Below are 24,249 nucleotides of genomic sequence, written 5' to 3' on the forward strand. Positions count from 1 at the left end.
ACGCTATTGCCGCCGGGTAGTCCAATTCGCGAGCAAGCTCGCTCCTACAAGAGCTTTAGCCCGCGACGCGCTCCGACGGCCGCCGCGCCCCGGCGACGATCTTGTCCACCGCCCGTGCCGCCGCGACCATGCCGAAGGTCGCGGTGACCATCATCACCGCGCCGAAGCCGCCGGCGCAGTCCAGCTTCACCCCTTCGCCGACGAAGCTCTTGGACTGGCACACGGTGCCGTCCGGCTTGGGGTAGCGCAGCTGCTCGGTGGAGAACACGCATTGCACGCTGTAATGGCGGCCCGGAGTGCGCGAGAAGTTGTAGTCGCGACGCAGCATGGAGCGGACCTTGGCGGCCAGCGGGTCATTGAAGGTCTTGTTGAGGTCGGCGACCTGGATCTGTGTCGGATCGACCTGCCCGCCCGCGCCGCCGGTGGTGATGATCTGCAGCTTGCGGCGCTTGCACCAGGCGATCAGCGCGGCCTTGGCGGCGACACTGTCGATGCAGTCGATCACGCAATCCAGCTCGGGGGTGATGTAGTCCGCCATGGTCTCGCGGGTGACGAAATCGGCGACGGCATGGACGACGATGCCCGGGTTGATCGCCTTCAAACGCTCGGCCATCACCTCGACCTTGGGCTTGCCCACGGCGCCCTGCAGCGCATGGACCTGGCGATTGGTGTTGGTGACGCAGACGTCGTCGAGGTCGAACAGGGAAATCTCGCCCACCCCGCTGCGCGCCAGCGCCTCGGCCGCCCAGGAGCCGACGCCACCAATCCCGACCACCGCCACATGGCTGGCCGCCAGCCGTTCCAGGCCCTCGCGGCCGTACAGCCGTGCGATACCGCCGAAACGCTGTTCATCCAGTTCCATTCACCACACCTCGCATCGAAACGGCCGGCATTCTATAGGGTCTGTTGCCGTTTTGGCGCCACCCTCAGCCAGCATGCAACAAAGCTGATTTTTGGCAGTCTCATACACGCGCCTACAGCCCATTCTAAACTGTCGGAAGCCAGCGTCCGACGCCCTGCTGCGGCGGACCGCCGGCAACCTGTACAGCCCCTGGAGTGCGGGGTAGGATGCGCCCCGACCGGACGCCGTTCCGGCCCCTCCCCGTTCCACCCTTTGGAACCCGATCGCACCATGCCTGCACGCAAGTTCGGCCTCAACCTGGTGGTCTTCGTCGCCCTCGCGGCGCTCTTCACCGGCTTCTGGGCCCTGTACAACCGTCCCGTCAGCGTTCCCGACTGGCCGGAGAGCATTTCCGGATTCTCCTTCTCGCCCTTCCGCCTGAACCAGAATCCGCAGAAGAACCAGTTCCCCAGCGACGACGAGATCCGTTCTGACCTGGAACTGGTATCGAAGCAGACCGACAACATCCGCACCTACTCGGTGAAGGGCTCGCTGGCCGACATCCCGCGCCTGGCCGAGGAGGTCGGCATGCGCGTCAGCCTGGGGATCTGGATCGGCCCGGACGAAGCCGAGAACGAGGCCGAGATCGAACGCGGCATCGAGATCGCCAACAACTCGCGCAGTGTGGTGCGGGTGATCGTCGGCAACGAAGCGCTGTTCCGCCGCGAGGTCACGGTCGAGCAACTGACTGGCTACCTGGACCGCGTGCGCAAGGCGGTGAAGGTGCCCGTCACCACCGCCGAGCAGTGGCACATCTACGAGAAGTACCCGGAGATGGCCAAGCACGTCGACCTGATCGCCGCCCACGTGCTGCCCTACTGGGAATTCACCCCGATGGACAACTCGGTGCAGTTCGTCCTCGACCGCGCCCGCGAGCTGCGCGCCAAGTTCCCGCGCAAACCGCTGCTGCTGGCCGAAGTCGGCTGGCCGAGCAACGGCCGCATGCGCGGCGGCGCCGACGCCACCCAGGCGGACCAGGCCATCTACCTGCGCCGGCTGACCAACGTGCTGAACAAGAAGGGCTACAACTACTTCGTCGTCGAAGCCTTCGACCAGCCGTGGAAGGTTGGCGATGAAGGCTCGGTGGGCGCCTACTGGGGCGTCTACAACGCCCAGCGCCAGCCGAAGTTCAACTTCGACGGGCCGGTGGTGAACATCCCGCAGTGGCGCGCCCTGGCGGTGGCCTCGGTGGTGATGGCGCTGCTCGCCCTGACCCTGCTGATGATCGACGGCAGCGCCCTGCGCCAGCGCGGCCGCACCTTCCTCACCGTGGTCGCCTTCGCCGGCGGCTCGGTGCTGGTGTGGATCGCGTACGACTACAGCCAGCAATACAGCACCTGGTTCAGCATGACCGTTGGTGGCCTGCTGGGCATCGGCGCGCTGGGCGTGTTCATCGTGCTGCTCACCGAGGCCCATGAACTGGCCGAGACCGTCTGGGTGCGCAAGCGCCGCCGGCCGTTCGACCCGGTGCTGACCGACACCAGCTATCGCCCCAAGGTGTCGGTACATGTGCCCTGCTACAACGAACCGCCGGAGATGCTGAAGAAGACCCTGGATGCCCTGGCCAAGCTCGATTACCCGGACTACGAAGTCCTGATCATCGACAACAACACCAAGGACCCGGCCGTCTGGGAGCCCGTGCGCGACTACTGCGAAGTGCTCGGCCCGCGCTTCCGCTTCTTCCATGTTGCGCCGCTGGCCGGCTTCAAGGGCGGCGCGCTGAACTACATCCTGCCGCACACCGCGCCGGACGCCGAAGTGGTCGCGGTGATCGACGCCGACTACTGCGTCGAACCGAACTGGCTCAAGCAGATGGTGCCGCACTTCAGTGATCCCAAGATCGCCGTGGTGCAATCGCCGCAGGACTACCGCGACGGCGAGGAGAACGTCTTCAAGAAGCTCTGCTACGCCGAGTACAAGGGCTTCTTCCACATCGGCATGGTCACCCGCAACGACCGTGACGCGATCATCCAGCACGGCACCATGACCATGATCCGCCGCACCGTGATGGACGAGCTGAAGTGGGCCGACTGGACCATCTGCGAGGACGCCGAGCTGGGCCTGCGGGTGTTCGAGAAAGGCTATTCGGCCGCCTACTCGCACCAGAGTTTCGGCAAGGGGCTAATGCCGGATACCTTCATCGACTACAAGAAGCAGCGCTTCCGCTGGGCCTACGGCGCCATCCAGATCATGAAGGGCCACGCCCGTGCCCTGTTCCAGGGCAAGGACAGCAAGCTCACCCTCGGCCAGCGCTACCACTTCATCGCCGGCTGGCTGCCGTGGATCGCCGATGGCATGAACATCTTCTTCACCGTCGGTGCGCTGCTCTGGTCGTCAGCGATGATCATCGTGCCCAAGCGGGTCGACCCGCCGCTCCTGATCTTCGCCATCCCGCCGCTGGCGCTGTTCTTCTTCAAGTTCGGCAAGATCATGTTCCTCTACCGCCGCGCGGTGGGCGTGAACCTGCTGCGCTCGTTCCAGGCGGCCGTGGCCGGTCTGGCCCTGTCGCATACCATCGCCAAGGCGGTGCTCTACGGGGCGTTCACCAAGACCATCCCGTTCTTCCGCACGCCGAAGATGGCCTCCAACCACGGCATCCTCGTAGCCCTCGCCGAGGCGCGGGAGGAAGTCTTCATCATGCTGCTGCTGTGGGGCGCGGCGCTGGGCATCGTGCTGGTGCAGGGCGTACCGAGCCGGGACATGATGTTCTGGGTGGCCATGCTGCTGGTGCAGTCCCTGCCCTACCTCGCCGCACTGGTGATGGCGCTGCTGTCCTCGGCGCCGGGCCCGCAGGAGGCGCCGGCAGCGGATGCCGCAGCGGCCAACTGATGCGGCCCCCTGTAGGAGCGAGCTTGCTCGCGAACGCTTTTGCCTGATACCAAGGCGACAGGCCTGTTCGCGAGCAAGCTCGCTCCTACAAGGTGAAACGTACCGCTGATCCGCTCCCAAGAACGCCGGCCAATCGCCGGCGTTTTTGCTTTAAGATGGGCGCCTTTTTCCGTTCCACCCCCAGGATGCCCTCAATGTCCCTCTCGCCGACACTGGCCCTCGCCTGCGAGCTGATTCGCCGTCCCTCCGTCACGCCGGTCGATGCCGACTGCCAGCAGCTGATGATGCAGCGCCTGGGTGCCTGCGGTTTCGCCCTGGAGCCCATGCGCATCGAAGAGGTGGATAACTTCTGGGCCCTGCGCCAGGGCCGCGACGGCGCCAATGGCCCGGTGCTGTGCTTCGCCGGCCATACCGACGTGGTCCCCACCGGCCCCGAGCAGGCCTGGCAGCACCAGCCCTTCGACGCGCTGATCGACGCCGACGGCATGCTCTGCGGCCGTGGCGCGGCAGACATGAAAGGCAGCCTGGCGTCGATGATCATCGCCACCGAGCGCTTCGTCGCCGACCACCCGGACCATCGCGGCAGCATCGCCTACCTGATCACCAGCGACGAGGAAGGCCCGGCCCATCACGGCACCAAGGCCGTGGTCGAGCGCCTGAAGGCACGCAACGAGCGCCTGGACTGGTGCATCGTCGGCGAGCCGTCCAGCACCACCCTTGTGGGTGACATCGTCAAGAACGGCCGCCGTGGATCGCTGGGCGCCACCCTCACCGTGCGCGGCAAGCAGGGCCACGTGGCCTACCCGCACCTGGCGAAGAACCCGATCCACCTCGCCGCCCCGGCCCTGGCGGAACTCGCCGCCGAACACTGGGACAACGGCAACGACTACTTCCCGCCGACCAGCTTCCAGATCTCCAACATCAATGGCGGCACCGGCGCCACCAACGTGATCCCGGGCGAGCTGAAGGTGATCTTCAACTTCCGCTTCTCCACCGAATCCACCGTGGAAGGCCTGCAGCAGCGCGTCGCCGCCATCCTCGACAAGCACGGCTTGGACTGGCACATCGACTGGGCGCTGTCCGGCCTGCCGTTCCTCACCCAACCGGGTGAGCTGCTCGATGGCGTGGCCGCCGCGATCCTCGCCGTCACCGGCCGCGAGACCACCCCGTCCACCTCCGGCGGCACCTCCGACGGGCGCTTCATCGCCACCATGGGTACCCAGGTGGTCGAGCTCGGCCCGGTGAACGCCACCATCCACCAGGTGGACGAACGCGTACTGGCCAGCGACCTCGAAGTCCTGACCGAAATCTACTATCAGACCCTGGTGCGACTGCTGGCATGAGTGGAACCAACAAGAACTTCTGCCTCGGCGCAACCCGCCCCGACACCCCGCCGCCGGCCCCGGCCGCCGAGCGCCGCTACGCCCTGCGCGTCTACCAGATCGCCCAGCGCCGCCGTTCGCTGCCGACCGTGCTGCGCAACGACCTGCCGCAGCCGCTGGGGCCGACCCAGGGGAAGAAGTGATGCTGATCTGCCCGCTGTGCCGCGAGGCGCTGACTGAGGTCGACAACGGAGTCGCCTGCCCGGCCGGGCATCGTTTCGACCGCGCTCGCCAGGGTTACCTGAACCTGCTGCCGGTGCAGCACAAGAAGAGCCTCGATCCGGGCGACAACGCCGCCATGGTCGAGGCGCGCCGCTACTTCCTCGGTGCCGGCCACTACGCGCCGCTGGCTCGCCGCCTGGCCGAGCTGGCCGCCGAGCGCAACCCCGGCCGTTGGCTGGATATCGGTTGCGGCGAGGGCTATTACACCGCGCAACTGGGCGAAGCACTGCCCCAGGCCGACGGCTATGCACTGGATATCTCCCGCGAGGCGGTGAAACGCGCTTGTAAACGCGCCCCGCAGCTGACCTGGATGGTCGCCAGCATGGCCCGCGTGCCGCTGGCCGATGCATCCTGCCAACTGCTGGCCAGCGTGTTCAGCCCCATCGACTGGAAGGAAGCCACGCGCCTGCTTACTCCCGGCGGCGGCGTGCTGCGCCTGGGCCCGGCCCGCGATCACCTGCTGGAGCTGCGCCAGCGCCTGTACGACGAAGTGCGCGAGTACGTCGAGGACAAGCACCTCGCCGACCTGCCCGAAGAGCTCAAGCCTGAGCACACCGAACAACTGAGCTTCAAGCTGCCGCTGGAAACCCGCGAAGCCCGCGAGCACCTGCTGGCGATGACGCCCCACGGCTGGCGGGTCAACGCCGAGCGACGCGAGCGCATCCTGGCCGAGCCCTTCGAGGTGACGGTCGCGGTACGCTACGATTGGCTTGAACGCCAAGAACCCTGACACCGGCCTGAAACCGGCTTACGAGGACGCCATGCGCCAACCGGATATCGAGATCTACATCAAGGATGCCGACCAGGCCGCCGTCGCCGCCTGGCTGGAAAAGGCACTTGGCCCCTGCTCCGAATGGCGCGCCCAGGGCGAGACCTTCAAGTGCAGCGCCGGCAGCATTCCGGTGACCTGGCTGCCCAAGGCCGTCGGCAAGTGGAACAGTCTGTTCCTGGACAGCGATGCCACGCCGTGGGACGACGATGTCGCCTGCGCCCGCGACGCCTGTGCAGCACTGGAAGTCGAAGTGCGCTGCGCACCGGGCAGCTGGAGCGAGGATCAGGGCGAGGAAGACGCGGACCGCTGGCTGAAGGTGACCGCCGCGGGCGTCGAAGAGATTACCTGGCGCACGGGCTGATATCGGCACCGGCAAGGCTTTAAAAACAAAGGCCCGTCCATTGGACGGGCCTTTGTTTTCGGGGGCTCAGACCTTGGCGACGTCTTCCGCCTGGAGGCCTTTCTGACCCTGGATCACCGAGAACTCCACTTTCTGGCCTTCGACCAGGGAGCGATGACCATCGCCACGAATGGCACGGTAGTGAACGAAAACGTCCGGACCGCTATCGCGTTGAATGAATCCATAACCTTTGGCGTCATTGAACCACTTGACGGTTCCGACCTCACGATCAGCCATTACCACACTCTCCAACTTGCCTATTATTTTTGGGTGGCCCCCGAAATGAGGACTTCAACGGTTCGTCCGACTGAACGTTTTCCTCATCATCCGACCCGGCCCAAGGCGCGTTGGAAGGCAATTCGAATAACGCCCGAAGGCGACCGCGATCCCGAGTATATAAATCAAAAGTTACAGCTGAAAAGCACTTTTTCATCAACTCCGCGAGCCTATGACCAAACAGGCCAAAGTGCCATTTTACGGGGCTTGCAGGGCCATTTTGGTGCTCGTTACCCTGCGTAACGAAAGTGTTTCGAACTTGGACTTCATCACAACTTTGCACGATGGTTCCGGGCGTTTTCGCAACACCCGGAACCTCTTTTCCGATCAGGGCTTGCACTTCTGCAAGTCAGCCGTACGCCTTGCCAGAATCTCCGCTGCAGCGAAACCCTCATCCAGCTGACCTGCCGGCAGCCGCGAGATTTCACTGGCTGACCTGGTAACCCCGCCCCTGCATGCAACTGCCGTAGGCCGAACTCTGTGTGGCCTGCTGGTTGCGACGATCCTGGCGGCGCTCCTGGCGCTGGCGCGAGGCCCCCACCACGGCCCCGGCGGCAGCGACTTCGCCTGCACGGTTCTGCCGGTACTGCTGCTTGGCGTCGTCGCTGGCCCGGTCGTAGATCTCATCGTGCTGTTGACCGCGTACTTCGGCGCCGACCGCGCCAGCCGCCGCGCCTCTCGCCGCGCCACGCACCCGCCCGCCGACATGCGGGGAGCTGGAGCCGCTCGCGGCATTGGCGGCAACGCCGTTGCAGTAATCCATGTCCTGTTGCATCTGCTGGCTGCTCTGGCCATTGAGCGGCACCACCGACTGTGCCCCCGCCGGCGTCACGCAAAACAGCGCCAACAGGCATCCAAAAGTCACGTTACGCATCGCTCCACCTCCATCGAATGGAACCCTGATCAAGCAGGATAGTCCCTGCCAACGCAGCGCTCGCTGCCGCCAGGCGGGCGACCGCGGCTTTGCCGCCTGCCCCCTGATCCGGCAAACTAACGCCCCTGAGCAATCGCTCGTTTTATTTCTGCCAGCCATAGGGCCTGTATGCCTCGTTACCCGTTCCGCCGCTTCGGTTTTGGTGCCCTGCGCCGCCTGCTCTACCTCTGGGTGCGCTCGGAAACCATCAACCAGTCGGCCTTCAGCCTGAAGATCGACCGCAGCAAACCGGTCCTCTACGTCCTGCAGCAGCCCTCGGTCAGCGACCTGGCGGTAGTCGACACCGAGTGCCGCAAGGCCGGCCTGCCGCGCCCGGTGATGCCGGTCGCGGTGGGCGAGTCCATCGAGCCCGCGGCCTTCTTCTACCTGACCCCGGAACCCGACTGGCTCGGCCGCCAGGACAAGCGCGGCGCACCGCCGGCGCTGGTGCGCATGCTCGGTGCCATTGGCCAGAACGGTATCGACGACGCGCAGATCGTCCCCGTCAGCGTGTTCTGGGGACAATCGCCGGATAGCGAAAAGAGCGCCTGGAAGTTGCTTTTCGCCGACAACTGGGCGGTGACCGGCCGCCTGCGCAAGCTGGCGCGCATCCTGATCCTAGGCCGCAAGACCCGCGTGCAGTTCTCCGCGCCCATCCACCTGCGCGAGCTGGTGGAGCAGGACAAGGGCCACGCCCGTACGCTGCGCATGGTGCAGCGCATCCTGCGGGTGCACTTCCGCAACCAGAAGACCGCGGTGATCGGCCCGGACCTCTCCCACCGCCGTACCCTGGTCAAGGGTCTGCTGCGCGCGCCGCTGGTGCGCCAGGCGATCCAGGAAGAGTGCGAGAGCCAGAAGATTTCCCAGGAGAAGGCCGAGGCCACCGCGCTGCGCTACGCCAACGAGATCGCCGCCGACGTCTCCTACCCGGTGATCCGCTTCCTGGAAGTGACCCTGACCTGGTTCTGGAACAAGCTCTACGAGGGTGTGAAGGTCAACCACATCGAGCGCGTGCAGGACGTCGCCCAGGGCCACGAGATCGTCTACGTGCCCTGCCACCGCAGCCACATCGACTACCTGCTGCTGTCCTACCTGCTGTTCCGCAACGGCCTGACCCCGCCGCACATCGCCGCCGGCATCAACCTCAACATGCCCATCGTCGGCTCGATCCTGCGCCGTGGCGGCGCCTTCTTCATGCGCCGCAGCTTCAAGGGCAACCAGCTGTACACGGCGGTATTCAACGAATACCTGCACACCCTGTTCAGCCGCGGCTTCTCCACCGAGTACTTCGTCGAAGGCGGCCGCTCGCGTACCGGGCGCATGCTGCATCCGCGCACCGGCATGCTGGCGATCACCCTGCGCAGCTTCCTGCGCGACTCGCGCCGGCCGATCGTCTTCGTCCCCGTGTACATCGGCTACGAGCGTGTGCTCGAAGGCCGCACCTACCTGGGCGAGCTGCGCGGGGCGGCGAAGAAGAAGGAATCGATCTTCGACATCTTCAAGGTCATTGGCGCGCTGAAGCAGCGCTTCGGCCAGGTCTGGGTGAACTTCGGCGAACCGATCCACCTCGACCGCTTCCTCGACCAGCAGCAGCCGGACTGGCGCAAGCAGGACCTGGGCCCGGAGTTCCGCCCGGCCTGGCTGTCGGAAACCACCCACCACCTGGCCCGCGACGTCGCCCGCCACCTCAACGACGCCGCCGCGATCAACCCGGTGAACCTGGTCGCCCTGGCTCTGCTCTCCACCACGCGCCTGGCGCTGGACGAAACCGCCCTGGCGCGGGTGATCGACCTCTACCTGGGGCTGCTGCACAAGGTGCCCTACTCGCCGAGCGCAACCCTGCCCGAGGGCGACGGCCAGCAGCAGATTGAGTACGTGAAGAGCATGAACCTGCTCAGCGAGCAGAAGGATGCCCTGGGCCGCATCTGCTACCTCGACGAGCAGAACGCGGTGCTGATGACCTACTACCGCAACAACGTGCTGCACATCTTCGCCCTGCCGGCGCTGATCGCCAGCTTCTTCCAGAACAGCGGACGGATCAGCCGCGAGCAGTTGCTGCGCTACACCCGCGCGCTCTACCCCTACCTGCAGGCCGAACTGTTCATCCGCTGGAACCTGGACGAGCTGGACGCCGTGGTCGACCAGTGGCTGCAGGCGCTGGTCGCCAGCGAACTGCTCAAGCAGGAAAACGACACCTTCATTCGCCCGGCGCCCAGCTCGCGCCAGTACGTGCTGCTGACCCTGCTGGCGCGTGCCATCACCCAGACCCTGCAGCGTTTCTACATGGCCATCTCCCTGGTGCTCAACGCCGGGCAGAAGCAGCTCACCGCCGAGGAGCTGGAAAACCTCTGCACCGTCATGGCCCAGCGCCTGTCGATCCTGCATGGCCTGAACGCCCCGGAGTTCTTCGACAAGAGCCTGTTCCGTCACTTCATCCAGACCCTGCTGGACGAAGACGTGCTGCGCCAGGACGAGCACGGCAAGCTGAGCTTCCACGAGCTGCTCGGCGAGCTGGCCGAAGGCGCGGCTAAACGGGTGCTTCCGGCTGAGATCCGCCTGTCGATCCGCCAGGTCGCGCTGGAGCGGCCCAGCCAGGAAGAGCCCCCCGCCGACGAGCAACCGCCTGCCACTCAGGCCTAGCGCGCCCGTCGGCGCATCACGCCGCCAGCTTGACGCCCCCTGCCGCGGTCGATAGTTTTTTTGACATATCACCTATCGATCGCGGCCAGGGACGCTTCCGTGTTCAACAGGATTCTGTTCGTCTGCGTCGGCAACATCTGCCGCAGCCCCACCGCCGAACACCTGCTTCGCGAAGCCCTGCCAGACAGCGGTATCGCCATAGCCTCGGCCGGGCTTTCCGCCTTGATCGGCCACCCCATCGACAGCACCGCGCTGGCGATCCTCAGCGGTCACGGCCATCGTCCGGTTCCCCACCGCGCCCGCCAACTGAACCGCGAAATGATCCACGAGGCCAATCTGGTGCTGGTGATGGAACACAGCCAGATCCGGGACGTCATCCGCCTGTCGCCCGAAGCGCGGGGCAAGACCTTCCTGCTTGGCAAATGGCTGCACAACCTGGAAATCCCCGATCCCTATCGCCAAGGCCCGGAAGCCTTCGAGCACAGCTATGGCCTGATCGAGCGCGCGGTGAAAAGCTGGGCAAACCGGCTGCCAAATCGACAATAATTTGACGAAAATAGAATGATCGTCAGATTTTTTACTCGCGCATGGAGTAAAAAAGTCTACTCTGACTTCAGCGTGACCCTATTCCCGCAGTCTGGTCCCTCCAGGTAGTCGCTCAACGGCCTCGGAGCCCGCCTCAGCTTATGAAGACTCTTCGGACCACCGACGTCCTTCGGCGACGCTGCGGTAGCCATGGCCCAGCGGCGGCAGGCGCGCGACGAAGTCGCAGCCCGGCGCGCAGGCCCCTCCCGGGCACGGATGCCTTTGCGCACCTCGCAGGGCGAGCTCCCTGAGAGCCTGTCGCGCGGCTCGTCAATACAACCTCTTCAACTGTTAATTACCCCGCATGAGGCCCGCCCCAATGAAGGTAGCCATAATCCACTATTGGTGGATGAGCAATCGCGGCGGCGAGGCTGTCTGCTCCGCAATCGCAGAGCTCTATCCCGATGCGGATCTCTTCATTCACGTTTGCGATGAACAGGTCGTGCGCCAGGCATTACCTGCAAACTTCAAGGGAAACCTATACAGGACGTTCATCTCGAAACTGCCGAAGGCGCGCAAGCACTATCAGAAATACCTGCCCCTCATGCCGCTTGCGCTCGAGCAGCTTGACCTTACCGACTACGACCTGATCATCAGTAGCGAGTCAGGCCCCGCCAAGGGCGTCATTACCCGTCCCGATTCCGTTCACATCTGTTATTGCCATTCTCCCATGCGCTACGTCTGGGACATGTACCACGAGTACCTGTCCGGCGCGGGACGCTTCGTTCGGACGCTATTCCCGCTCATCGCCCATTGGCTCCGGGTCTGGGACAGGCTCTCGGCGGATCGCGTCGACTACTTCATTGCGAACTCGACCTTCGTTGCCTCACGCATCCGGAAGTTCTACCGGCGTGAATCGGAGATCATCTATCCCCCGGTCAACGTCTCGGACTTCAACCCGAAGCTCGAACGCAGCGATTTCTACCTATGCCTGGGCCAACTGGTGGCCTACAAGCGCGCCGACATGGCCGTCGAAGCCTTCAACAGGCTCGGACTGCCATTGGTCGTGGTCGGCGAAGGCGAGCTACTTGAGCCGCTGAAAAAGATCGCGGGCCCGAACGTCAAGCTGATGGGACGTCAGCCTTTCTCCGTCATCCAGGATCTTCTGCAACGCTGTCGCGGCCTGATTTTCCCGGGGATCGAGGACTTCGGCATCGTCCCGGTCGAAGCCATGGCGGCAGGTGCTCCCGTGGTGGCCTATGGCAAGGGCGGCGCCCTGGACACCGTCATTCACGGCAAGACCGGCATCCTCTTCCATGAGCAGAGTGTCGAAGCGCTGATCGAGGCGGTTGGCCGGCTTGAGCGCGGCGAGTTCGACTTTTCACCATCGGAAATGCACTTGCATGCGCAGGGTTTCGCCAAGCCGGTGTTCCAGCGAAATATCAAAGCCTTCGTCGACAAGGCTCTGGCCACCACCAGCACGCTGCCTCCTGAAGAAGCACATGATGTGAATTCTTCTCACGCAGTCAGACAGCGCACTTGAGGACCGACACATGACTCTTCCCGTCATCATGACTGCGATCTGTCGGGTGATCGGCCATTTCAACACTCATCCATTGCAGGTCTGATATGTGCTGCGCCGTCATCTTCGGGGGCTCCGGCTTCATTGGCGTGTTCTTTGCCAAACATCTGCTTTCAACGGGAGCCTTTGAAAAGGTCTATCTGTTCGACAAGGAACAGGTCGCCGACAAGCCTTTCCCTTATCGCGCCCAACTGGTGCAGGAGTCCGCCGAAATCATCGAGATTGCCGGCGATGTCCGTCAGACGATCGACTGGGAGCCTCCGGAATCGGTTTCGCTCATTGCGAACTTCGCGGCCGTGCATCGTGAACCCGGACATGACGATTTCGAGTACTACGAAACCAACCTGCAGGGCGCCCAGCACGTATGTGCCTGGGCCGAGCGCGTGGGCTGCAATGAAATGGTCTTCACCAGTTCGATCTCGCCCTACGGGCCGAGCGAAGAACAAAAGGACGAGCGCTCGCTGCCGGTACCGATGACGGCCTATGGCGGATCGAAACTGGTGGCCGAGAAGATGCATCAGGCCTGGCTTGCGGCCGACCAGGAGCGGCGGCATCTGGTGATTGTCCGTCCCGGCGTGGTGTTCGGCCCCGGGGAAGGCGGCAATGTCTCCCGCCTGGTCAAGGCGGTGATACACCATTACTTCTTCTACATGGGCAACCGTGATACGCGAAAGGCCGGCACCTACGTGAAGGAGTTGTGCTCCGCCATCTGCTGGATGCTGGAACGGCAGAAGGCCCAGGGCGAGCACTTCTCGCTGTTCAACATGTCGATGAATCCCGGCCCATCGATCCAGGACTATGTCGACACCGTTTGCCAGGTAGCGGGCGTGAAACGGCGCGTGCCGGAGATCCCCTTCCCTCTCCTGCTGGGCGCCGCCCATTGCATCGACCTGGTCGCCCGCCCACTGGGCATTCGCCACCCCTTCAGCCCGGTGCGCATCCGCAAGCTCGTGCGCTCCAACAACATCCATCCCGCACGCCTCGTCGAACTGGGATATCCCTATCAGTTCGACTTGAAGTCAGCCTTCAGCGACTGGAAATCCAGCGCGCCCGAAGAGTGGCGCTGACCAGGGAACCCACCCCTCCCGGCGCGTTCCAATGCGTCGATCCTGTGCGCTGATTCACCACGCCCATGGGTTTTCCCCAATGGCCCGAGTCCGTTAATCTCCCCGCCTCATTCTCCACCTCGACGGCCACACCGGCCGCCGAGCTCCGTTCAAGGAAGTCTCGATGTTGCGAATTCCCGCTCTGCTGGCCGGCGCCCTGCTCTCGGTCAACGCCTTCGCCCTGTCCCTCTCCGACCTCAGCCAGAGTGACGCCTCCGCCGGCCTGAAGGATGCACTGACCCAGGGCGCCCAGGTCGCCGTGCGCCAGCTCAGCCAGCCCGGTGGTTTCAGCAATGACCCGCAAGTGCGGATCGAGTTGCCCGGCAAATTGGGCAAGGCCGCCAAGACCATGAAGCAGTTCGGCATGGGCGCCCAGGTCGACCAGCTCGAAGCGAGCATGAACAAGGCCGCCGAGGCCGCCATGCCGCAGGCTCAGGCGCTGCTGGTGGACGCGGTGAAGAAGATGACCGTGACCGACGCCAAGGGCATTCTCCAGGGCGGCGAGCACTCCGCCACCGACTATCTCAACCGCAGTAGCCGCGAGCAGCTGCGCGCCAAGTTCCTGCCGATCATCAAGCAGGCCACCGACCAGGTCGGCGTGGCCAAGCAGTACAACGCCTTCGCCAGCCAGGCCGCCGCTTTCGGCGTGGTCGACGCGAAAAGCGCCAACATCGAGAACTACGTGACCGAGGAAGCGCTGGACGGCCTGTTCAAGATCATCGCCGAGCAGGAGAAGACCATCCGCCAGAACCCGACCGCCGCAGCGACCGGGATGGCGAAGAAGGTGTTCGGGGTGCTCTGAGTGACGATGCGCCGCGAGCGAAAGAGCGCTCGCGAGGTAAAAAGAAAAGCCCGGCATCTGCCGGGCTTTTTCATGCCTGGGGATTTCAGGCTTCCTTCTTCACCCTGAACCACGCCGCATACAGCGCCGGCAGGAACAGCAGGGTCAGCGCCGTGGCGACGATCAGGCCGCCCATGATGGCCACCGCCATCGGCCCGAAGAACACGCTGCGCGACAGCGGGATCATCGCCAGCACCGCCGCCAGCGCGGTCAGCACGATGGGACGGAAGCGCCGCACCGTGGCCTCGATGATCGCGTGCCAGGTATCCAGGCCGTGGCTGCGATCCTGCTCGATCTGGTCCACCAGGATCACCGAGTTGCGCATGATCATCCCGGCCAGGGCGATGGTGCCGAGCATCGCCACGAAACCGAAGGGTTTCTGGAAGATCAGCAGGAACAGGGTCACGCCGATCAGCCCCAGGGGCGCGGTGAGGAACACCATGATCATCCGCGAGAAGCTGCGCAGCTGCAGCATCAGCAGGCTGAGCACCACCACGATGAACAGCGGGATGCCGGCGTTCACCGAGTTCTGCCCCTTGGCGGAATCCTCCACCGTGCCGCCGACGTCCAGCAGGTAGCCGTCGGGCAGCTCGGCGCGGATCGGGTCCAGGGTCGGCGAGATCTGCTTCACCAGGGTGGCCGGCAGCGAATCGTCGTAGATGTCGGCGCGCACGGTCACGGTGGGCAGGCGGTTGCGCCGCCAGATGATGCCTTCCTCGAAGCCGTACTCCAGGGTCGCCACCTGCGACAGCGCCACGCTGCGGCCGCTGCTGGTCTGCATCGACAGGCTCGGCAGCTGCGACAGGTCATGCCGCTCGCGCTCGTCGCCGCGCAGGAGGATTTCGATCAGCTCGTTGTCCTCGCGGTAGTAGCTGACGGTAGCGCCGGTCAGCGAGCTCTGCAGGAACTGCGAGATGTCTGCCGTGCTCACCCCGAGGGCGCGGGCGCGCTCCTGGTCGATGTCGAGGAACACCGCCTTGCTCGGCTCCTCCCAGTCCAGATGCACGTTCACCACGTGGGGGTTCTCGCGCATCTTCTCGGCGACCTTGCGCGCCAGCGCGCGGACTTCCGGGATGTGCTCGCCGGAGACGCGGAACTGCACCGGGTAGCCCACCGGCGGGCCGTTCTCCAGGCGGCTGATGCGCGTACGCAGCGTGGGGAAGTCCTCGTTCATGTGCTTGATCAGCCACTGGCGGATTTCCTCGCGGGCCTCCAGGTTCTTCGCCAGCACCACGAACTGGGCGAAGCTCGCCGCCGGCAATTGCTGGTCCAGCGGCAGGTAGAAGCGCGGCGAGCCAGTGCCGACGTAGGCCACGTAGTTGTCGATGCCCGGATGCTCGGCGAGCATCCTCTCCAGGCGGTTGACCTGCTCGGTGGTGGCGGCGAGCGAATCGCCCTCGGCCAGCTTCAGGTCCACCAGCAGCTCCAGGCGCGCCGACGGCGGGAAGAACTGTTGCGGCACCAGGCGGAACAGCATGATCGAACCGACGAAGGCCAGCACGGTGAGCAGGATCACCGTCTTGCGATAGCGCACGCACCACTCCACCACGCGGCGGAAGCGCTGGTAGAAGGCCGTCGAATAGGGGTCATGGCCCTTGTCGGTGCCGCCGTGCTTTTCCGCGTAGCGCTTGGCCAGGTCCGGCAGCAGCTTCTCGCCCAGGTAGGGCACGAACACCACGGCGGCGACCCAGGACACCAGCAGCGCGATGGTCACCACCTGGAACAGCGAGCGGGTGTACTCGCCGGTGCCCGACTGCGCGGTGGCAATCGGCAGGAAGCCGGCAGCGGTCACCAGGGTGCCGGTGAGCATCGGGAAGGCGGTGCTGGTCCAGGCGAAGCTGGCAGCCTTCAGGCGGTCATAGCCCTGTTCCATCTTCACCGCCATCATCTCCACGGCGATGATGGCGTCGTCCACCAGCAGACCCAGCGCCAGCACCAGCGCGCCGAGGGAAATCTTGTGCAGGCCGATGCCGAAGTAGTACATGGTGGCAAAGGTCATCGCCAGCACCAGCGGAATCGACAGCGCCACCACCAGGCCCGTACGCAGGCCGAGGGAGAAGAAGCTCACCAGCAGCACGATGATCAGCGCCTCGGCCAGCACGCGGACGAACTCGCCCACGCCCTCGCGTACCGCCGCCGGCTGGTCGGAAACCTTGCGCAGCTCCATGCCCGCCGGCAGCGTCTGCTGCAGGCGCTCGAACTCGGCGTCGAGCTTCTTGCCCAGTACCAGGATGTCGCCGCCGTCCTTCATGGCCACGGCGATGCCGATCGCATCCTCGCCCATGAAGCGCATGCGCGGCGCGGGCGGGTCGTTGAAGCCGCGATGCACGTCGGCCACGTCACCGATGCGGAATGTGCGGTCACCGACACGGATCGGGAAGGCGCGGATGTCCTCCACCGAATCGAAGCGGCCGGACACGCGTAGTTGCACGCGGTCGCTGGCGGTCTCGAAGAAGCCGGTGGCGCTCACCGCGTTCTGTTCTTCCAGCGCCTTCTGTACCGCCGCCAGCGGCAGGCCCAGGGTGGCGAGCTTGGTGTTGGACAGGTCGATCCAGATCTTCTCGTCCTGCAGGCCGACCAGTTCGACCTTGCCCACGTCCTTGATCCGCTGCAGGCGCAATTGCAGGCGGTCGGCATAGTCCTTGAGCACCGCGTAGTCGAAGCCCTTGCCCGACAGCGCGTAGATGTTGCCGAAGGTAGTGCCGAACTCATCGTTGAAGAACGGCCCCTGGATGCCCTGCGGCAAGGTGTAGCGGATGTCGCTGACCTTCTTCCGGATCTGGTACCAGAGCTCGGGGATGTCGCGGGAACGGAAATCCTCGCGGGCGATGAAGGTCACCTGGGATTCGCCGGGGCGGGAGAAGGAGACGATGCGGTCGTAGTCGCCGGTTTCCATCAGCTTCTTCTCGATGCGCTCGGTCACCTGGCGCGAGACTTCCTCGGCGGTCGCCCCCGGCCAGTTGGTCTTCACCACCATGGCCTTGAAGGTGAACGGCGGGTCCTCGCTCTGCCCCAGCTTGGTGTACGACAGCGCGCCGACGATGCCCAGCAGCAGCATGAGGAACAGGACGATCTGACGGTTCTGCAGCGCCCAGGCGGAAAGGTTGAATTGCATCGGGCGTTACTCCTTCGCCACCAGCTTGACCGAGCGGTTTTCCCGATCGACCGGCCGTACCTCCTGCCCTTCACGCAATACCTGCACGCCTGCGGCCACCACCCAGTCGTCGCTGCTCAGCCCCTCGAGCACCGGCACGCGGTCCTCGGCGAAGGGGCCGATGCGCACTGGGCGGCGGTGCAGGGTGGAACTCTTCGGATCGACCACCCAGACGAACGGCTGGCCGCCCTCGGCGGTCACCGCCGCCAGCGGTACCGCCAGCGGCACCGCGCCTGCGGCCTGAATATAGACTCGCGCACTCTGGCCCAGCTCGGCGGGCACCTTGGCGTCATCGAACGCGACCCGCGCGGCGAAGGTGCGCGACTGCGGATCGGCGGCCGGCGACAGTTCGCGGATCTTGCCGCCGAAGCGCTTGTCGCGCTGCGACCAGAGCTCGACGCTTACCGACTCGCCGATGCGGAAGCGATCGATGGCATGTTCGGGGAAGCTGATCAGCACTTCGCGGTCACCATCGGCGGCGAGGGTGAAGACCGTCTGCCCGGCGGCGACCACCTGCCCCACTTCCAGCCGACGGGTGGCGATCACGCCGTCCTGGGGCGCGCGCAGCACCGCGTAGTCCGCCTGGTTGCGGGCCACGTCGTACTCGGCGCGAATCTGTTTCACCCGCGCCTCGCCGGCGCGGTAGGTGTTCTCGATGTTGTCGAACTGCGACTGGCTGACCAACTGGCGTTCGAGCAGCGTCTTGTAGCGGGCGTATTCGGAACGGACGGTCTGCAGGTTGGCCTCGGCAGCCGCCACCTGGGCGCGGGTCGCCTCCAGTTGCAGGCGCACGTCCTCGGGGTCCAGCTCCGCCAGGGTCTGGTCCTTCTTCACGCGCTCGCCCACCTCGACCAGTCGTCGGCTGACCTTGCCGCCGATGCGGAACGCCAGCTCCGGCTCATGTCGGGCATGTACCTCGCCGGGATAGGCTTCGGTAACATCCCGGGCCGGCAACGGCTGCACCACCATCGCCGGGCGCACCGCCGGCTTGGGCGGCTCGCCGGTACCGCAGGCGGTCAGGGACAGGGAAAGGACGGCAGGAAGCGCGACAGACAGAGCATGGCGGAACATGATGTGTGACCTTTCGCAAAGCGCGGTTGAATTCTTATACTCCCCGGTATAGTAAAAATACAGAACCCACCAGTCCAGTATTAGAAATGTAAAATCATGTCACTCACGACTCCCTCCAATGGGCCGGGTCGTCCCAAGGACCCCGCCAAGCGCAAGGCCATCCTCGAAGCCGCGAAGGAACTGTTCATTCGCTACGGCTACGACGGCAGCAGCATGGAAGCCATCGCCGCCGAGGCTGGCGTGTCGAAACTGACCGTCTACAGCCACTTCACCGACAAGGAGACGCTGTTCGTCGAGGCGGTTCAGGCCAAGTGCGCCGAGCGCATGCCCGAGCTGTTCGCCGAGCAACCGGCCGACGCGCCCTTCGAAAGCCTGCTGCTGGCCCTGGCGCGCGGTTTCAACCAGTTGATCAACAGCCCGGAAGCCATCTCCCTGAGCCGGCTGATGGTGGCCCAGGGCGCGGGGAATCCGCACCTGTCGCAACTCTTCTTCGAGGCCGGCCCGCAGCGCGTGCTGGACCAGATGGAGCGCCTGCTGGAGCAGGCCCGCCAGCAGGGCAAATTGCAGATGGACAGCCCGCGCCGGGCCGCCGAGCACTTCCTGATGCTGGTGCAGGGCTGCGTGCACTTCCGCCTGCTGATCGGTTGCGAAACACCGCCCACGGAAGAGGAAGCCGAGGCGCATGTGCAGGAAGTGGTGGCGCTGTTCCTCAAGGCGTTCCGGCCCTGAAAGCGAACGGCGGACTATCCCTGTAGGAGCGAGCTTGCTCGCCAACGGGTTTCCCCGACCACTCCGATGCTGGGCGGGTTCGCGAGCAAGCTCGCTCCTACAAGTACGACTCGCGGGCTGGCGTAGGGCGTATAACGTTCGACGTTATACGCCGTTTGACCTTGGTCTCAGCGCACTCCGAGATCAGCCCTGGCACCCACGACGTGCCAAGGTGAATCGACGTACAACCGCGAAAGGTTGTACGCCCTACGACATCAACCCTTGAGGCTCTTCAGTGGGTAGATGTCGTAGCGGCTGGACTTGCCCTCAAGGCTGTAGCTCGGCTTCTGCCCTTCGATGATCGGCGCCTTGCGCGGGCGCTTGACCACCACGCGGTGACTGGCCAGCTTCAGGGCCGCTTCCAGCAGCGCCGGGGCGTCCAGGTCGTCGCCCACCAGCGGGCGGAACAGGCGCATTTCCTTCTTCACCAGCGCGCTCTTGTCGCGGTGCGGGAACATGGGGTCGAGGTAGATCACCTGCGGCGCCTCCCCTTCCCAGGCCGCCATGCGCTCGATGGCGTTGCCCCGCAACAGGCGCATGCGGGCGACGATGGCGCCCACCTCGAAATCCCCCGCCGCGCGGGCCAGGCCGTCTTCCAGCAGCGCGGCGATGATCGGCTGGCGCTCGGTCAGGTGCATTTCGCAGCCCAGGGTCGCCAGCACGAAGGCGTCGCGCCCCAGCCCGGCGGTGGCGTCCAGCACATGGGGGCGCACGCCCGGCTGGATGCCGACGGCCTTGGCGATCATCTGCCCAGCGCCGCCGCCGAACTGGCGGCGGTGAGCGGTAGCGCCTTCAAGGAAATCCACGCGCACCGGGCCGGGCGAGTCCGGTCCCAGTTGCAGCAGTTGCAGCCCCTGCTCGCCCAGTTGCAGAGCGAAGTCCGCATCATCACTCTCGCCCAATGGCAGCCCCAGGCGTTGCGCCCACTGCTCGGCGACAGTCTGCCAGGCAGGCTCCAGCGCCTGGACGACGATGCGCGGCGGAGTGAGGGTCTCGGTCATGGCGGGGCGATCCTGGAAAAAACCGCGATTCTAGCGCAGCGCACCTTGCAACGGGCTCAACAGCGGCTCAACCGCGAAACAGCTGGTTGATGCGGTCGAACGGCATCGCCCCGTTCATCGGTTTCAGATCCCCCTTGGCCAACGCCTCGGCAGCGCTGAAGAAGGCGCCGAAGGCCACGCGGGCCAGGTTGGAGCCGACGCTGACGCGCTTCACGCCCAGTTCGGCCAGCTCCTCCAGGCTCACCTGCAGCGCTGGCGACCCCACCAGTACGTTGACCGGCCGCGGCGTCACGGCGCTGACCACCGCAGCGATTTCCTCCCTGGTCTTCAGGCCCGGCGCATAGAGCACATCGGCGCCCGCTTCGGCGAAGGCCACCAGGCGACGGATGGTGTCGTCCAGGTCGTTGCGGCCATGCAGCAGGTTTTCCGCCCGCGCCGCCAGGGTGAAGGGGAACGGCAGCGCACGAGCGGCCTGCACGGCGGCGCTGACCCGCTCCACAGCCAGTTCCAGCGGGTAGATCGGCGCATCCGAACGGCCGCTGGCATCCTCGATGGAGCCGCCGACCAGTCCGCAGGCGGCGGCAAGGCGAATGGTTTCGGCGCAGTCCTCCGGCGCGTCGCCGTACCCGTTTTCCAGGTCGGCGGCCACCGGCAGCGGCGTTGCGTCGATGATCGCCCGAGCATTGGCCAAAGCCTCCTCACGACTGACCGCACCCTCGGCATCGGGCCGGCCAAGGGAGAACGCCAACCCCGCGCTGGTGCTGGCAAGCGCTTCGAAGCCCAGCTGGGCGAGCATTTTCGCCGAGCCCGCGTCCCAGGGATTGGGCAGAACCAAAAGACCGTCGCGCTGGTGCAGCGCCCGGAACGCTTCGCCGCGCTGTTGTTGAGTGGTCATGGCGACCTCCTTGCCGAATAGGGGAAGGAGCAGGTTAGTCCTGTCGCCGGCGGCGTGCCATGCACAGTTGGCCGCTCAGAGCAGGCCGAGCTGTTCCACTTCAGGCTTCGGCTCGGTAAGCGCCGGCAAGCCCGGCAGGCGCTCGCGCAGCAGCGCGTGGAAGCGCTGCGCCTGTTCGGCGGCGCGGTGGTTGTCCGGGGTGTGCAGGAAAACGTGGGGCGTCAGGCCCTGCTCGATCCACTCCGCCACCTTGGCGATCCACGGCGTGAGGAAGGCGGCGTTGGCCTCCAGGTCCGGCCCGCCGATGAAGCGCACCTGCGGGCTGTCGCTGAAGGCCGCCGGGCGCACCGGCACCTTCGGCTTCTTCGATTGCGCATGCAGCACCGCGGGATCGTCGGAACGGCAGGCGAACAGCGCACGGGAATCCAGGCAGATGCGCTCGACGCCGCGATCCAGCAGCAGCCGGTTCAGCGCCCGCTCCTCCTCGCCCCTGGCGAAAAACGCCGGATGCCGTACTTCCACCGCCAGCCGGCGTTCGGCGAAGGCATCCAGCCAGGCCGCCAGCTCGCCGAGACGATCCGGGCCGAAGCTCGCCGAGACCTGCAGCCACAGCGGCGCGACCCGCTCGCCCAGCGGCGCCAGCAGGTCGAGGAAGTCCTGGGTGTTTTCCAGCTGGCCGCGCAGGTCGCCTTCGTGGCTGATATCGCGGGGCAGCTTGGCGCAGAAGCGGAAGTTCGCCGGCATGGTCTGCGCCCAGCGCTTCAGGGTCTCGGCATTGGGCCGGGCATAGAAGGTGGTGTTGCCTTCCACCGCGTTGAAGACCTGGGAATAGAAGCCCAGCGTGTCGGCGGCGCGCAGGTCGGCGGGGTAGAAGGTGCCGCGCCAGGCCGGCTCGTTCCACGAGGGACAGCCCAGGTAGTACGGCAGACTCATGGAGTCAGGCGTAGAGGTCGAGACCCAGGACTTCCTGGCCCTCGTACTGGCCGCCTATGCTGGCGGTGCTGGTATAGCTGGCGAGCGCCTGGGCCGCGCGGGAGCTCAGCGGGCGCTGGTAATCGAGGTTGTCGCGCAGGGTGACCGGCACGCTGTAGCTGCTGGCGTTGCCGGCTTCGACGCGGCGGGCCTGCGGCTGCTGCTCGAAGCCCTGGCTGGCCGAGGTCGGCGCGGGCTGCTCGCGGCGGGACTCGACATCACGCTGCACGTCCCGATAGGGCGTGACCGCAGTGCCCGGGCGGGCAGTGCGCTCAGGCGCCTGGGAAGTGGAAACGAGACCGTCGATACGCATGGCGAAAAACTCGGTGGGAATACATTCACTCTAGCGAGCGGGTGCAATCCGGGTCAATTGGCTTGGATCAGACCTTCTTGGGAGTCGCCACATTGTCGCGCAGGTAAACCGGTTGGGCCTGCTCCGCGTCAACCGCCTCGCCGCGCGCCCAGGCGAACTCGGCCAGGGTCAGCAGGTCCTCGGCGTGGGGCAGCAGGCTGGCGTCGTGGGCCGCGACCTTCACCGCCAGGCGCGCTTCGAAGCCCCAGCCGGTGCCGGAGCCGAACCATTCGCCCTGGGCATCGCGCGGCAGCGCCACGCTTTCGGGCGGCAGTACCGCCTCGGCGCCGGCCAGGCGCATCTCGCCCTGCTCCAGGCGGTAGCATCCCCAGTACACCTCGTCCATGCGCGCGTCGATAGCCGAGGCCACCTGGGTCGCGCGGTGCTCACGGTAGGCGCGCTGGGCCAGCACGGCCAGGTCGGAGACCGGCAGCACCGGCTTCTGCAGTGCAAAGGCCAGACCCTGGACCACGCCGATGGCGATGCGCACGCCGGTGAAGGCGCCGGGGCCACGGCCGAAGGCGATGGCCTCCACGGCGGACAGTTCGATACCGGCTTCGCCGAGGATGTCCTGCACCATGGGCAGCAGGCGCTGGGCGTGCAGGCGCGGGATCACCTCATGGCGAACATACCGGCGGCCGTCATGCAGCAGCGCGACGGAACAGGCTTCGGTCGAGGTATCCAGGGCCAGCAGCGTGGGCATGGTTTTATCCAGCAGACGATGAAAAAGGGCGGGCATTATAAACGCCAAAGGCCCGCATTGTGCGGGCCTTTGGCGTTGCGCGGGGCAATCAGCTGAGGGCGGCGAACACCTTGGCGGTGATCTGCTCCACCGAGCCGACACCTTCGACGCAGGTGTACTTCGGGGTGCCTTCGACGGCGGCCAGCTTCTGGTAGAAATCGACCAGCGGCTTGGTCTGCGAGTGGTAGACCGACAGGCGGTGACGCACGGTTTCTTCCTTGTCGTCTTCGCGCTGGATCAGGTCTTCGCCGGTCACGTCATCCTTGCCTTCCACCTTCGGCGGGTTGTGCTGGATGTGGTAGACGCGGCCCGAAGCCGGGTGAACGCGGCGACCGGCCATGCGGCCGACGATTTCCTCGTCGTCCACGGCGATCTCGATCACGTTGTCGATGGTGACACCGGCTTCCTTCATGGCTTCAGCCTGGGGAATGGTGCGCGGGAAACCGTCGAACAGGAAACCCTTGGCGCAGTCGGGTTGAGCGATGCGCTCTTTCACCAGGTTGATGATCAGGTCATCGGAGACCAGACCGCCGGCGTCCATCACGCTCTTGGCCTTCAGGCCCAGTTCGGTGCCGGCCTTGACCGCCGCACGCAGCATGTCGCCGGTGGAGATCTGCGGAATGCCGAACTTCTCAGTGATGAAGCGAGCCTGGGTACCTTTGCCGGCACCGGGCGCCCCGAGCAGAATCACACGCATCGATATGCTCCTTAATACTTGTTAAGCGAAATCACGGATCCGCCTCGTGGGGCCAATCTCATCATGCTTTAAATGGCGCAAAGGCGCGCCGAAAGGTTGCTCACGATACACAGCGGCCCCCCACCACACAAGCCGCCCCTGGCGACCCTGAAAGCCGGTCGGGGGCCGGAGAATCACCCTCGATCAGCCATCAAATTACCGCCATTTC

Annotated in this window: 22 protein-coding genes; 11 read left to right on the plus strand and 11 right to left on the minus strand. The window is 65.4% G+C overall.

Annotated elements, in window-relative coordinates; genetic code table 11:
- Positions 1-55: 55 nt before the first annotated feature.
- Entirely contained in the window at positions 56-862 is an 807-nt protein-coding gene (gene tcdA, locus ACAW63_RS26000; protein WP_371230228.1) for a tRNA cyclic N6-threonylcarbamoyladenosine(37) synthase TcdA, read from the minus strand.
- 270 nt (positions 863-1,132) lie between these two features.
- Here tcdA and ACAW63_RS26005 point away from each other — a divergent pair, with 270 nt between their 5' ends.
- The 5 genes from ACAW63_RS26005 (at position 1,133) to ACAW63_RS26025 (ending at position 6,467) form a co-directional block, all read left to right on the plus strand.
- Positions 1,133-3,730 carry a glycosyltransferase gene (locus tag ACAW63_RS26005; RefSeq protein WP_371230230.1) on the plus strand — a complete coding sequence of 866 codons (2,598 nt, stop codon included), beginning with the start codon at positions 1,133-1,135 and terminating at the stop codon, positions 3,728-3,730.
- Between the two features lie 185 nt (positions 3,731-3,915).
- Positions 3,916-5,073, plus strand: coding sequence for a succinyl-diaminopimelate desuccinylase (gene dapE / locus ACAW63_RS26010; protein ID WP_371230232.1), 1,158 nt, complete (start codon positions 3,916-3,918; stop codon positions 5,071-5,073).
- Positions 5,070-5,255 carry a hypothetical protein gene (locus tag ACAW63_RS26015; protein WP_275608252.1) on the plus strand — a complete coding sequence of 62 codons (186 nt, stop codon included), beginning with the start codon at positions 5,070-5,072 and terminating at the stop codon, positions 5,253-5,255. The genes dapE and ACAW63_RS26015 overlap by 4 nt, the downstream gene beginning before the upstream one ends.
- Positions 5,255-6,064, plus strand: a complete 810-nt coding sequence (locus ACAW63_RS26020) for a putative RNA methyltransferase (RefSeq protein ID WP_331316849.1) — start codon at positions 5,255-5,257, stop codon at positions 6,062-6,064. Before ACAW63_RS26015 ends, ACAW63_RS26020 begins: the two co-directional genes overlap by 1 nt.
- A 31-nt stretch (positions 6,065-6,095) precedes the next feature.
- Positions 6,096-6,467 (plus strand): hypothetical protein, encoded by a 372-nt coding sequence (locus ACAW63_RS26025; protein ID WP_275608254.1) that lies wholly within the window; start codon positions 6,096-6,098, stop codon positions 6,465-6,467.
- 66 nt (positions 6,468-6,533) lie between these two features.
- Here ACAW63_RS26025 and ACAW63_RS26030 read toward each other — a convergent pair whose 3' ends face one another.
- Positions 6,534-6,743, minus strand: coding sequence for a cold-shock protein (locus ACAW63_RS26030; protein WP_015476243.1), 210 nt, complete (start codon positions 6,741-6,743; stop codon positions 6,534-6,536).
- Between the two features lie 463 nt (positions 6,744-7,206).
- Positions 7,207-7,656 carry a hypothetical protein gene (locus tag ACAW63_RS26035; protein ID WP_371230235.1) on the minus strand — a complete coding sequence of 150 codons (450 nt, stop codon included), beginning with the start codon at positions 7,654-7,656 and terminating at the stop codon, positions 7,207-7,209.
- Between the two features lie 168 nt (positions 7,657-7,824).
- On the opposite strand from ACAW63_RS26035, the gene plsB reads away from it, so the two are divergent.
- The 5 genes from plsB to ACAW63_RS26060 all read left to right on the plus strand — a co-directional run bounded on the left by plsB (position 7,825) and on the right by ACAW63_RS26060 (position 14,350).
- Positions 7,825-10,335, plus strand: a complete 2,511-nt coding sequence (gene plsB / locus ACAW63_RS26040) for a glycerol-3-phosphate 1-O-acyltransferase PlsB (RefSeq protein ID WP_371230236.1) — start codon at positions 7,825-7,827, stop codon at positions 10,333-10,335.
- Between the two features lie 99 nt (positions 10,336-10,434).
- On the plus strand, positions 10,435-10,881 hold the full coding sequence (locus tag ACAW63_RS26045; protein WP_371230237.1) for a low molecular weight protein-tyrosine-phosphatase: 447 nt from the start codon (positions 10,435-10,437) through the stop codon (positions 10,879-10,881).
- A 358-nt stretch (positions 10,882-11,239) separates the two neighbouring features.
- Positions 11,240-12,403, plus strand: coding sequence for a glycosyltransferase (locus ACAW63_RS26050; RefSeq protein ID WP_371230238.1), 1,164 nt, complete (start codon positions 11,240-11,242; stop codon positions 12,401-12,403).
- Positions 12,404-12,489: 86 nt separating this feature from the next.
- A complete protein-coding gene (locus ACAW63_RS26055) occupies positions 12,490-13,509 on the plus strand; it encodes an NAD-dependent epimerase/dehydratase family protein (RefSeq protein ID WP_371230240.1) in 1,020 nt (339 codons plus the stop codon).
- A gap of 163 nt (positions 13,510-13,672) precedes the next feature.
- On the plus strand, positions 13,673-14,350 hold the full coding sequence (locus tag ACAW63_RS26060) for a DUF4197 domain-containing protein (RefSeq protein WP_371230242.1): 678 nt from the start codon (positions 13,673-13,675) through the stop codon (positions 14,348-14,350).
- A gap of 85 nt (positions 14,351-14,435) precedes the next feature.
- Here ACAW63_RS26060 and ACAW63_RS26065 read toward each other — a convergent pair whose 3' ends face one another.
- The gene (locus ACAW63_RS26065) at positions 14,436-17,504 is read right to left on the minus strand and encodes an efflux RND transporter permease subunit (RefSeq protein ID WP_371230243.1); all 3,069 of its coding nucleotides are present in this window, start codon (positions 17,502-17,504) and stop codon (positions 14,436-14,438) included.
- 6 nt (positions 17,505-17,510) lie between these two features.
- Positions 17,511-18,614 carry an efflux RND transporter periplasmic adaptor subunit gene (locus ACAW63_RS26070; RefSeq protein WP_371230245.1) on the minus strand — a complete coding sequence of 368 codons (1,104 nt, stop codon included), beginning with the start codon at positions 18,612-18,614 and terminating at the stop codon, positions 17,511-17,513.
- Between the two features lie 96 nt (positions 18,615-18,710).
- Between ACAW63_RS26070 and ACAW63_RS26075 the strand changes: the two genes are divergently transcribed.
- Complete coding sequence (locus ACAW63_RS26075) at positions 18,711-19,343, plus strand: TetR/AcrR family transcriptional regulator (protein WP_371230246.1); 633 nt, start codon at positions 18,711-18,713, stop codon at positions 19,341-19,343.
- Between the two features lie 254 nt (positions 19,344-19,597).
- Here ACAW63_RS26075 and ACAW63_RS26080 read toward each other — a convergent pair whose 3' ends face one another.
- From ACAW63_RS26080 to adk, 6 genes are all read right to left on the minus strand, one after another.
- Positions 19,598-20,383 (minus strand): class I SAM-dependent methyltransferase, encoded by a 786-nt coding sequence (locus tag ACAW63_RS26080; RefSeq protein ID WP_371230248.1) that lies wholly within the window; start codon positions 20,381-20,383, stop codon positions 19,598-19,600.
- 67 nt (positions 20,384-20,450) lie between these two features.
- Positions 20,451-21,278, minus strand: coding sequence for an oxaloacetate decarboxylase (locus tag ACAW63_RS26085; protein ID WP_371230249.1), 828 nt, complete (start codon positions 21,276-21,278; stop codon positions 20,451-20,453).
- 75 nt (positions 21,279-21,353) lie between these two features.
- On the minus strand, positions 21,354-22,211 hold the full coding sequence (locus tag ACAW63_RS26090) for a DUF72 domain-containing protein (RefSeq protein ID WP_371230251.1): 858 nt from the start codon (positions 22,209-22,211) through the stop codon (positions 21,354-21,356).
- 4 nt (positions 22,212-22,215) lie between these two features.
- On the minus strand, positions 22,216-22,563 hold the full coding sequence (locus tag ACAW63_RS26095) for a hypothetical protein (protein WP_371230252.1): 348 nt from the start codon (positions 22,561-22,563) through the stop codon (positions 22,216-22,218).
- A gap of 67 nt (positions 22,564-22,630) precedes the next feature.
- Positions 22,631-23,305, minus strand: a complete 675-nt coding sequence (gene tsaB / locus ACAW63_RS26100; protein ID WP_371230253.1) for a tRNA (adenosine(37)-N6)-threonylcarbamoyltransferase complex dimerization subunit type 1 TsaB — start codon at positions 23,303-23,305, stop codon at positions 22,631-22,633.
- Between the two features lie 88 nt (positions 23,306-23,393).
- Positions 23,394-24,041 (minus strand): adenylate kinase, encoded by a 648-nt coding sequence (gene adk / locus ACAW63_RS26105; RefSeq protein WP_275608269.1) that lies wholly within the window; start codon positions 24,039-24,041, stop codon positions 23,394-23,396.
- Between the last annotated feature and the right edge of the window lie 208 nt (positions 24,042-24,249).

The organism is Pseudomonas sp. QE6, from assembly GCF_041379005.1.
Taxonomy (GTDB): domain Bacteria; phylum Pseudomonadota; class Gammaproteobacteria; order Pseudomonadales; family Pseudomonadaceae; genus Pseudomonas.

Coding starts and splice junctions, on each gene's coding strand:
- tcdA (WP_371230228.1), bottom strand. CDS start 862: ATGGAACTGGATGAACAGCGTTTCGGCGGTATCGCACGGCTGTACGGC.
- ACAW63_RS26005 (WP_371230230.1), top strand. CDS start 1,133: ATGCCTGCACGCAAGTTCGGCCTCAACCTGGTGGTCTTCGTCGCCCTC.
- dapE (WP_371230232.1), top strand. CDS start 3,916: ATGCCCTCAATGTCCCTCTCGCCGACACTGGCCCTCGCCTGCGAGCTG.
- ACAW63_RS26015 (WP_275608252.1), top strand. CDS start 5,070: ATGAGTGGAACCAACAAGAACTTCTGCCTCGGCGCAACCCGCCCCGAC.
- ACAW63_RS26020 (WP_331316849.1), top strand. CDS start 5,255: ATGCTGATCTGCCCGCTGTGCCGCGAGGCGCTGACTGAGGTCGACAAC.
- ACAW63_RS26025 (WP_275608254.1), top strand. CDS start 6,096: ATGCGCCAACCGGATATCGAGATCTACATCAAGGATGCCGACCAGGCC.
- ACAW63_RS26030 (WP_015476243.1), bottom strand. CDS start 6,743: ATGGCTGATCGTGAGGTCGGAACCGTCAAGTGGTTCAATGACGCCAAA.
- ACAW63_RS26035 (WP_371230235.1), bottom strand. CDS start 7,656: ATGCGTAACGTGACTTTTGGATGCCTGTTGGCGCTGTTTTGCGTGACG.
- plsB (WP_371230236.1), top strand. CDS start 7,825: ATGCCTCGTTACCCGTTCCGCCGCTTCGGTTTTGGTGCCCTGCGCCGC.
- ACAW63_RS26050 (WP_371230238.1), top strand. CDS start 11,240: ATGAAGGTAGCCATAATCCACTATTGGTGGATGAGCAATCGCGGCGGC.
- ACAW63_RS26055 (WP_371230240.1), top strand. CDS start 12,490: ATGTGCTGCGCCGTCATCTTCGGGGGCTCCGGCTTCATTGGCGTGTTC.
- ACAW63_RS26060 (WP_371230242.1), top strand. CDS start 13,673: ATGTTGCGAATTCCCGCTCTGCTGGCCGGCGCCCTGCTCTCGGTCAAC.
- ACAW63_RS26065 (WP_371230243.1), bottom strand. CDS start 17,504: ATGCAATTCAACCTTTCCGCCTGGGCGCTGCAGAACCGTCAGATCGTC.
- ACAW63_RS26070 (WP_371230245.1), bottom strand. CDS start 18,614: ATGTTCCGCCATGCTCTGTCTGTCGCGCTTCCTGCCGTCCTTTCCCTG.
- ACAW63_RS26075 (WP_371230246.1), top strand. CDS start 18,711: ATGTCACTCACGACTCCCTCCAATGGGCCGGGTCGTCCCAAGGACCCC.
- ACAW63_RS26080 (WP_371230248.1), bottom strand. CDS start 20,383: ATGACCGAGACCCTCACTCCGCCGCGCATCGTCGTCCAGGCGCTGGAG.
- ACAW63_RS26085 (WP_371230249.1), bottom strand. CDS start 21,278: ATGACCACTCAACAACAGCGCGGCGAAGCGTTCCGGGCGCTGCACCAG.
- ACAW63_RS26090 (WP_371230251.1), bottom strand. CDS start 22,211: ATGAGTCTGCCGTACTACCTGGGCTGTCCCTCGTGGAACGAGCCGGCC.
- ACAW63_RS26095 (WP_371230252.1), bottom strand. CDS start 22,563: ATGCGTATCGACGGTCTCGTTTCCACTTCCCAGGCGCCTGAGCGCACT.
- tsaB (WP_371230253.1), bottom strand. CDS start 23,305: ATGCCCACGCTGCTGGCCCTGGATACCTCGACCGAAGCCTGTTCCGTC.
- adk (WP_275608269.1), bottom strand. CDS start 24,041: ATGCGTGTGATTCTGCTCGGGGCGCCCGGTGCCGGCAAAGGTACCCAG.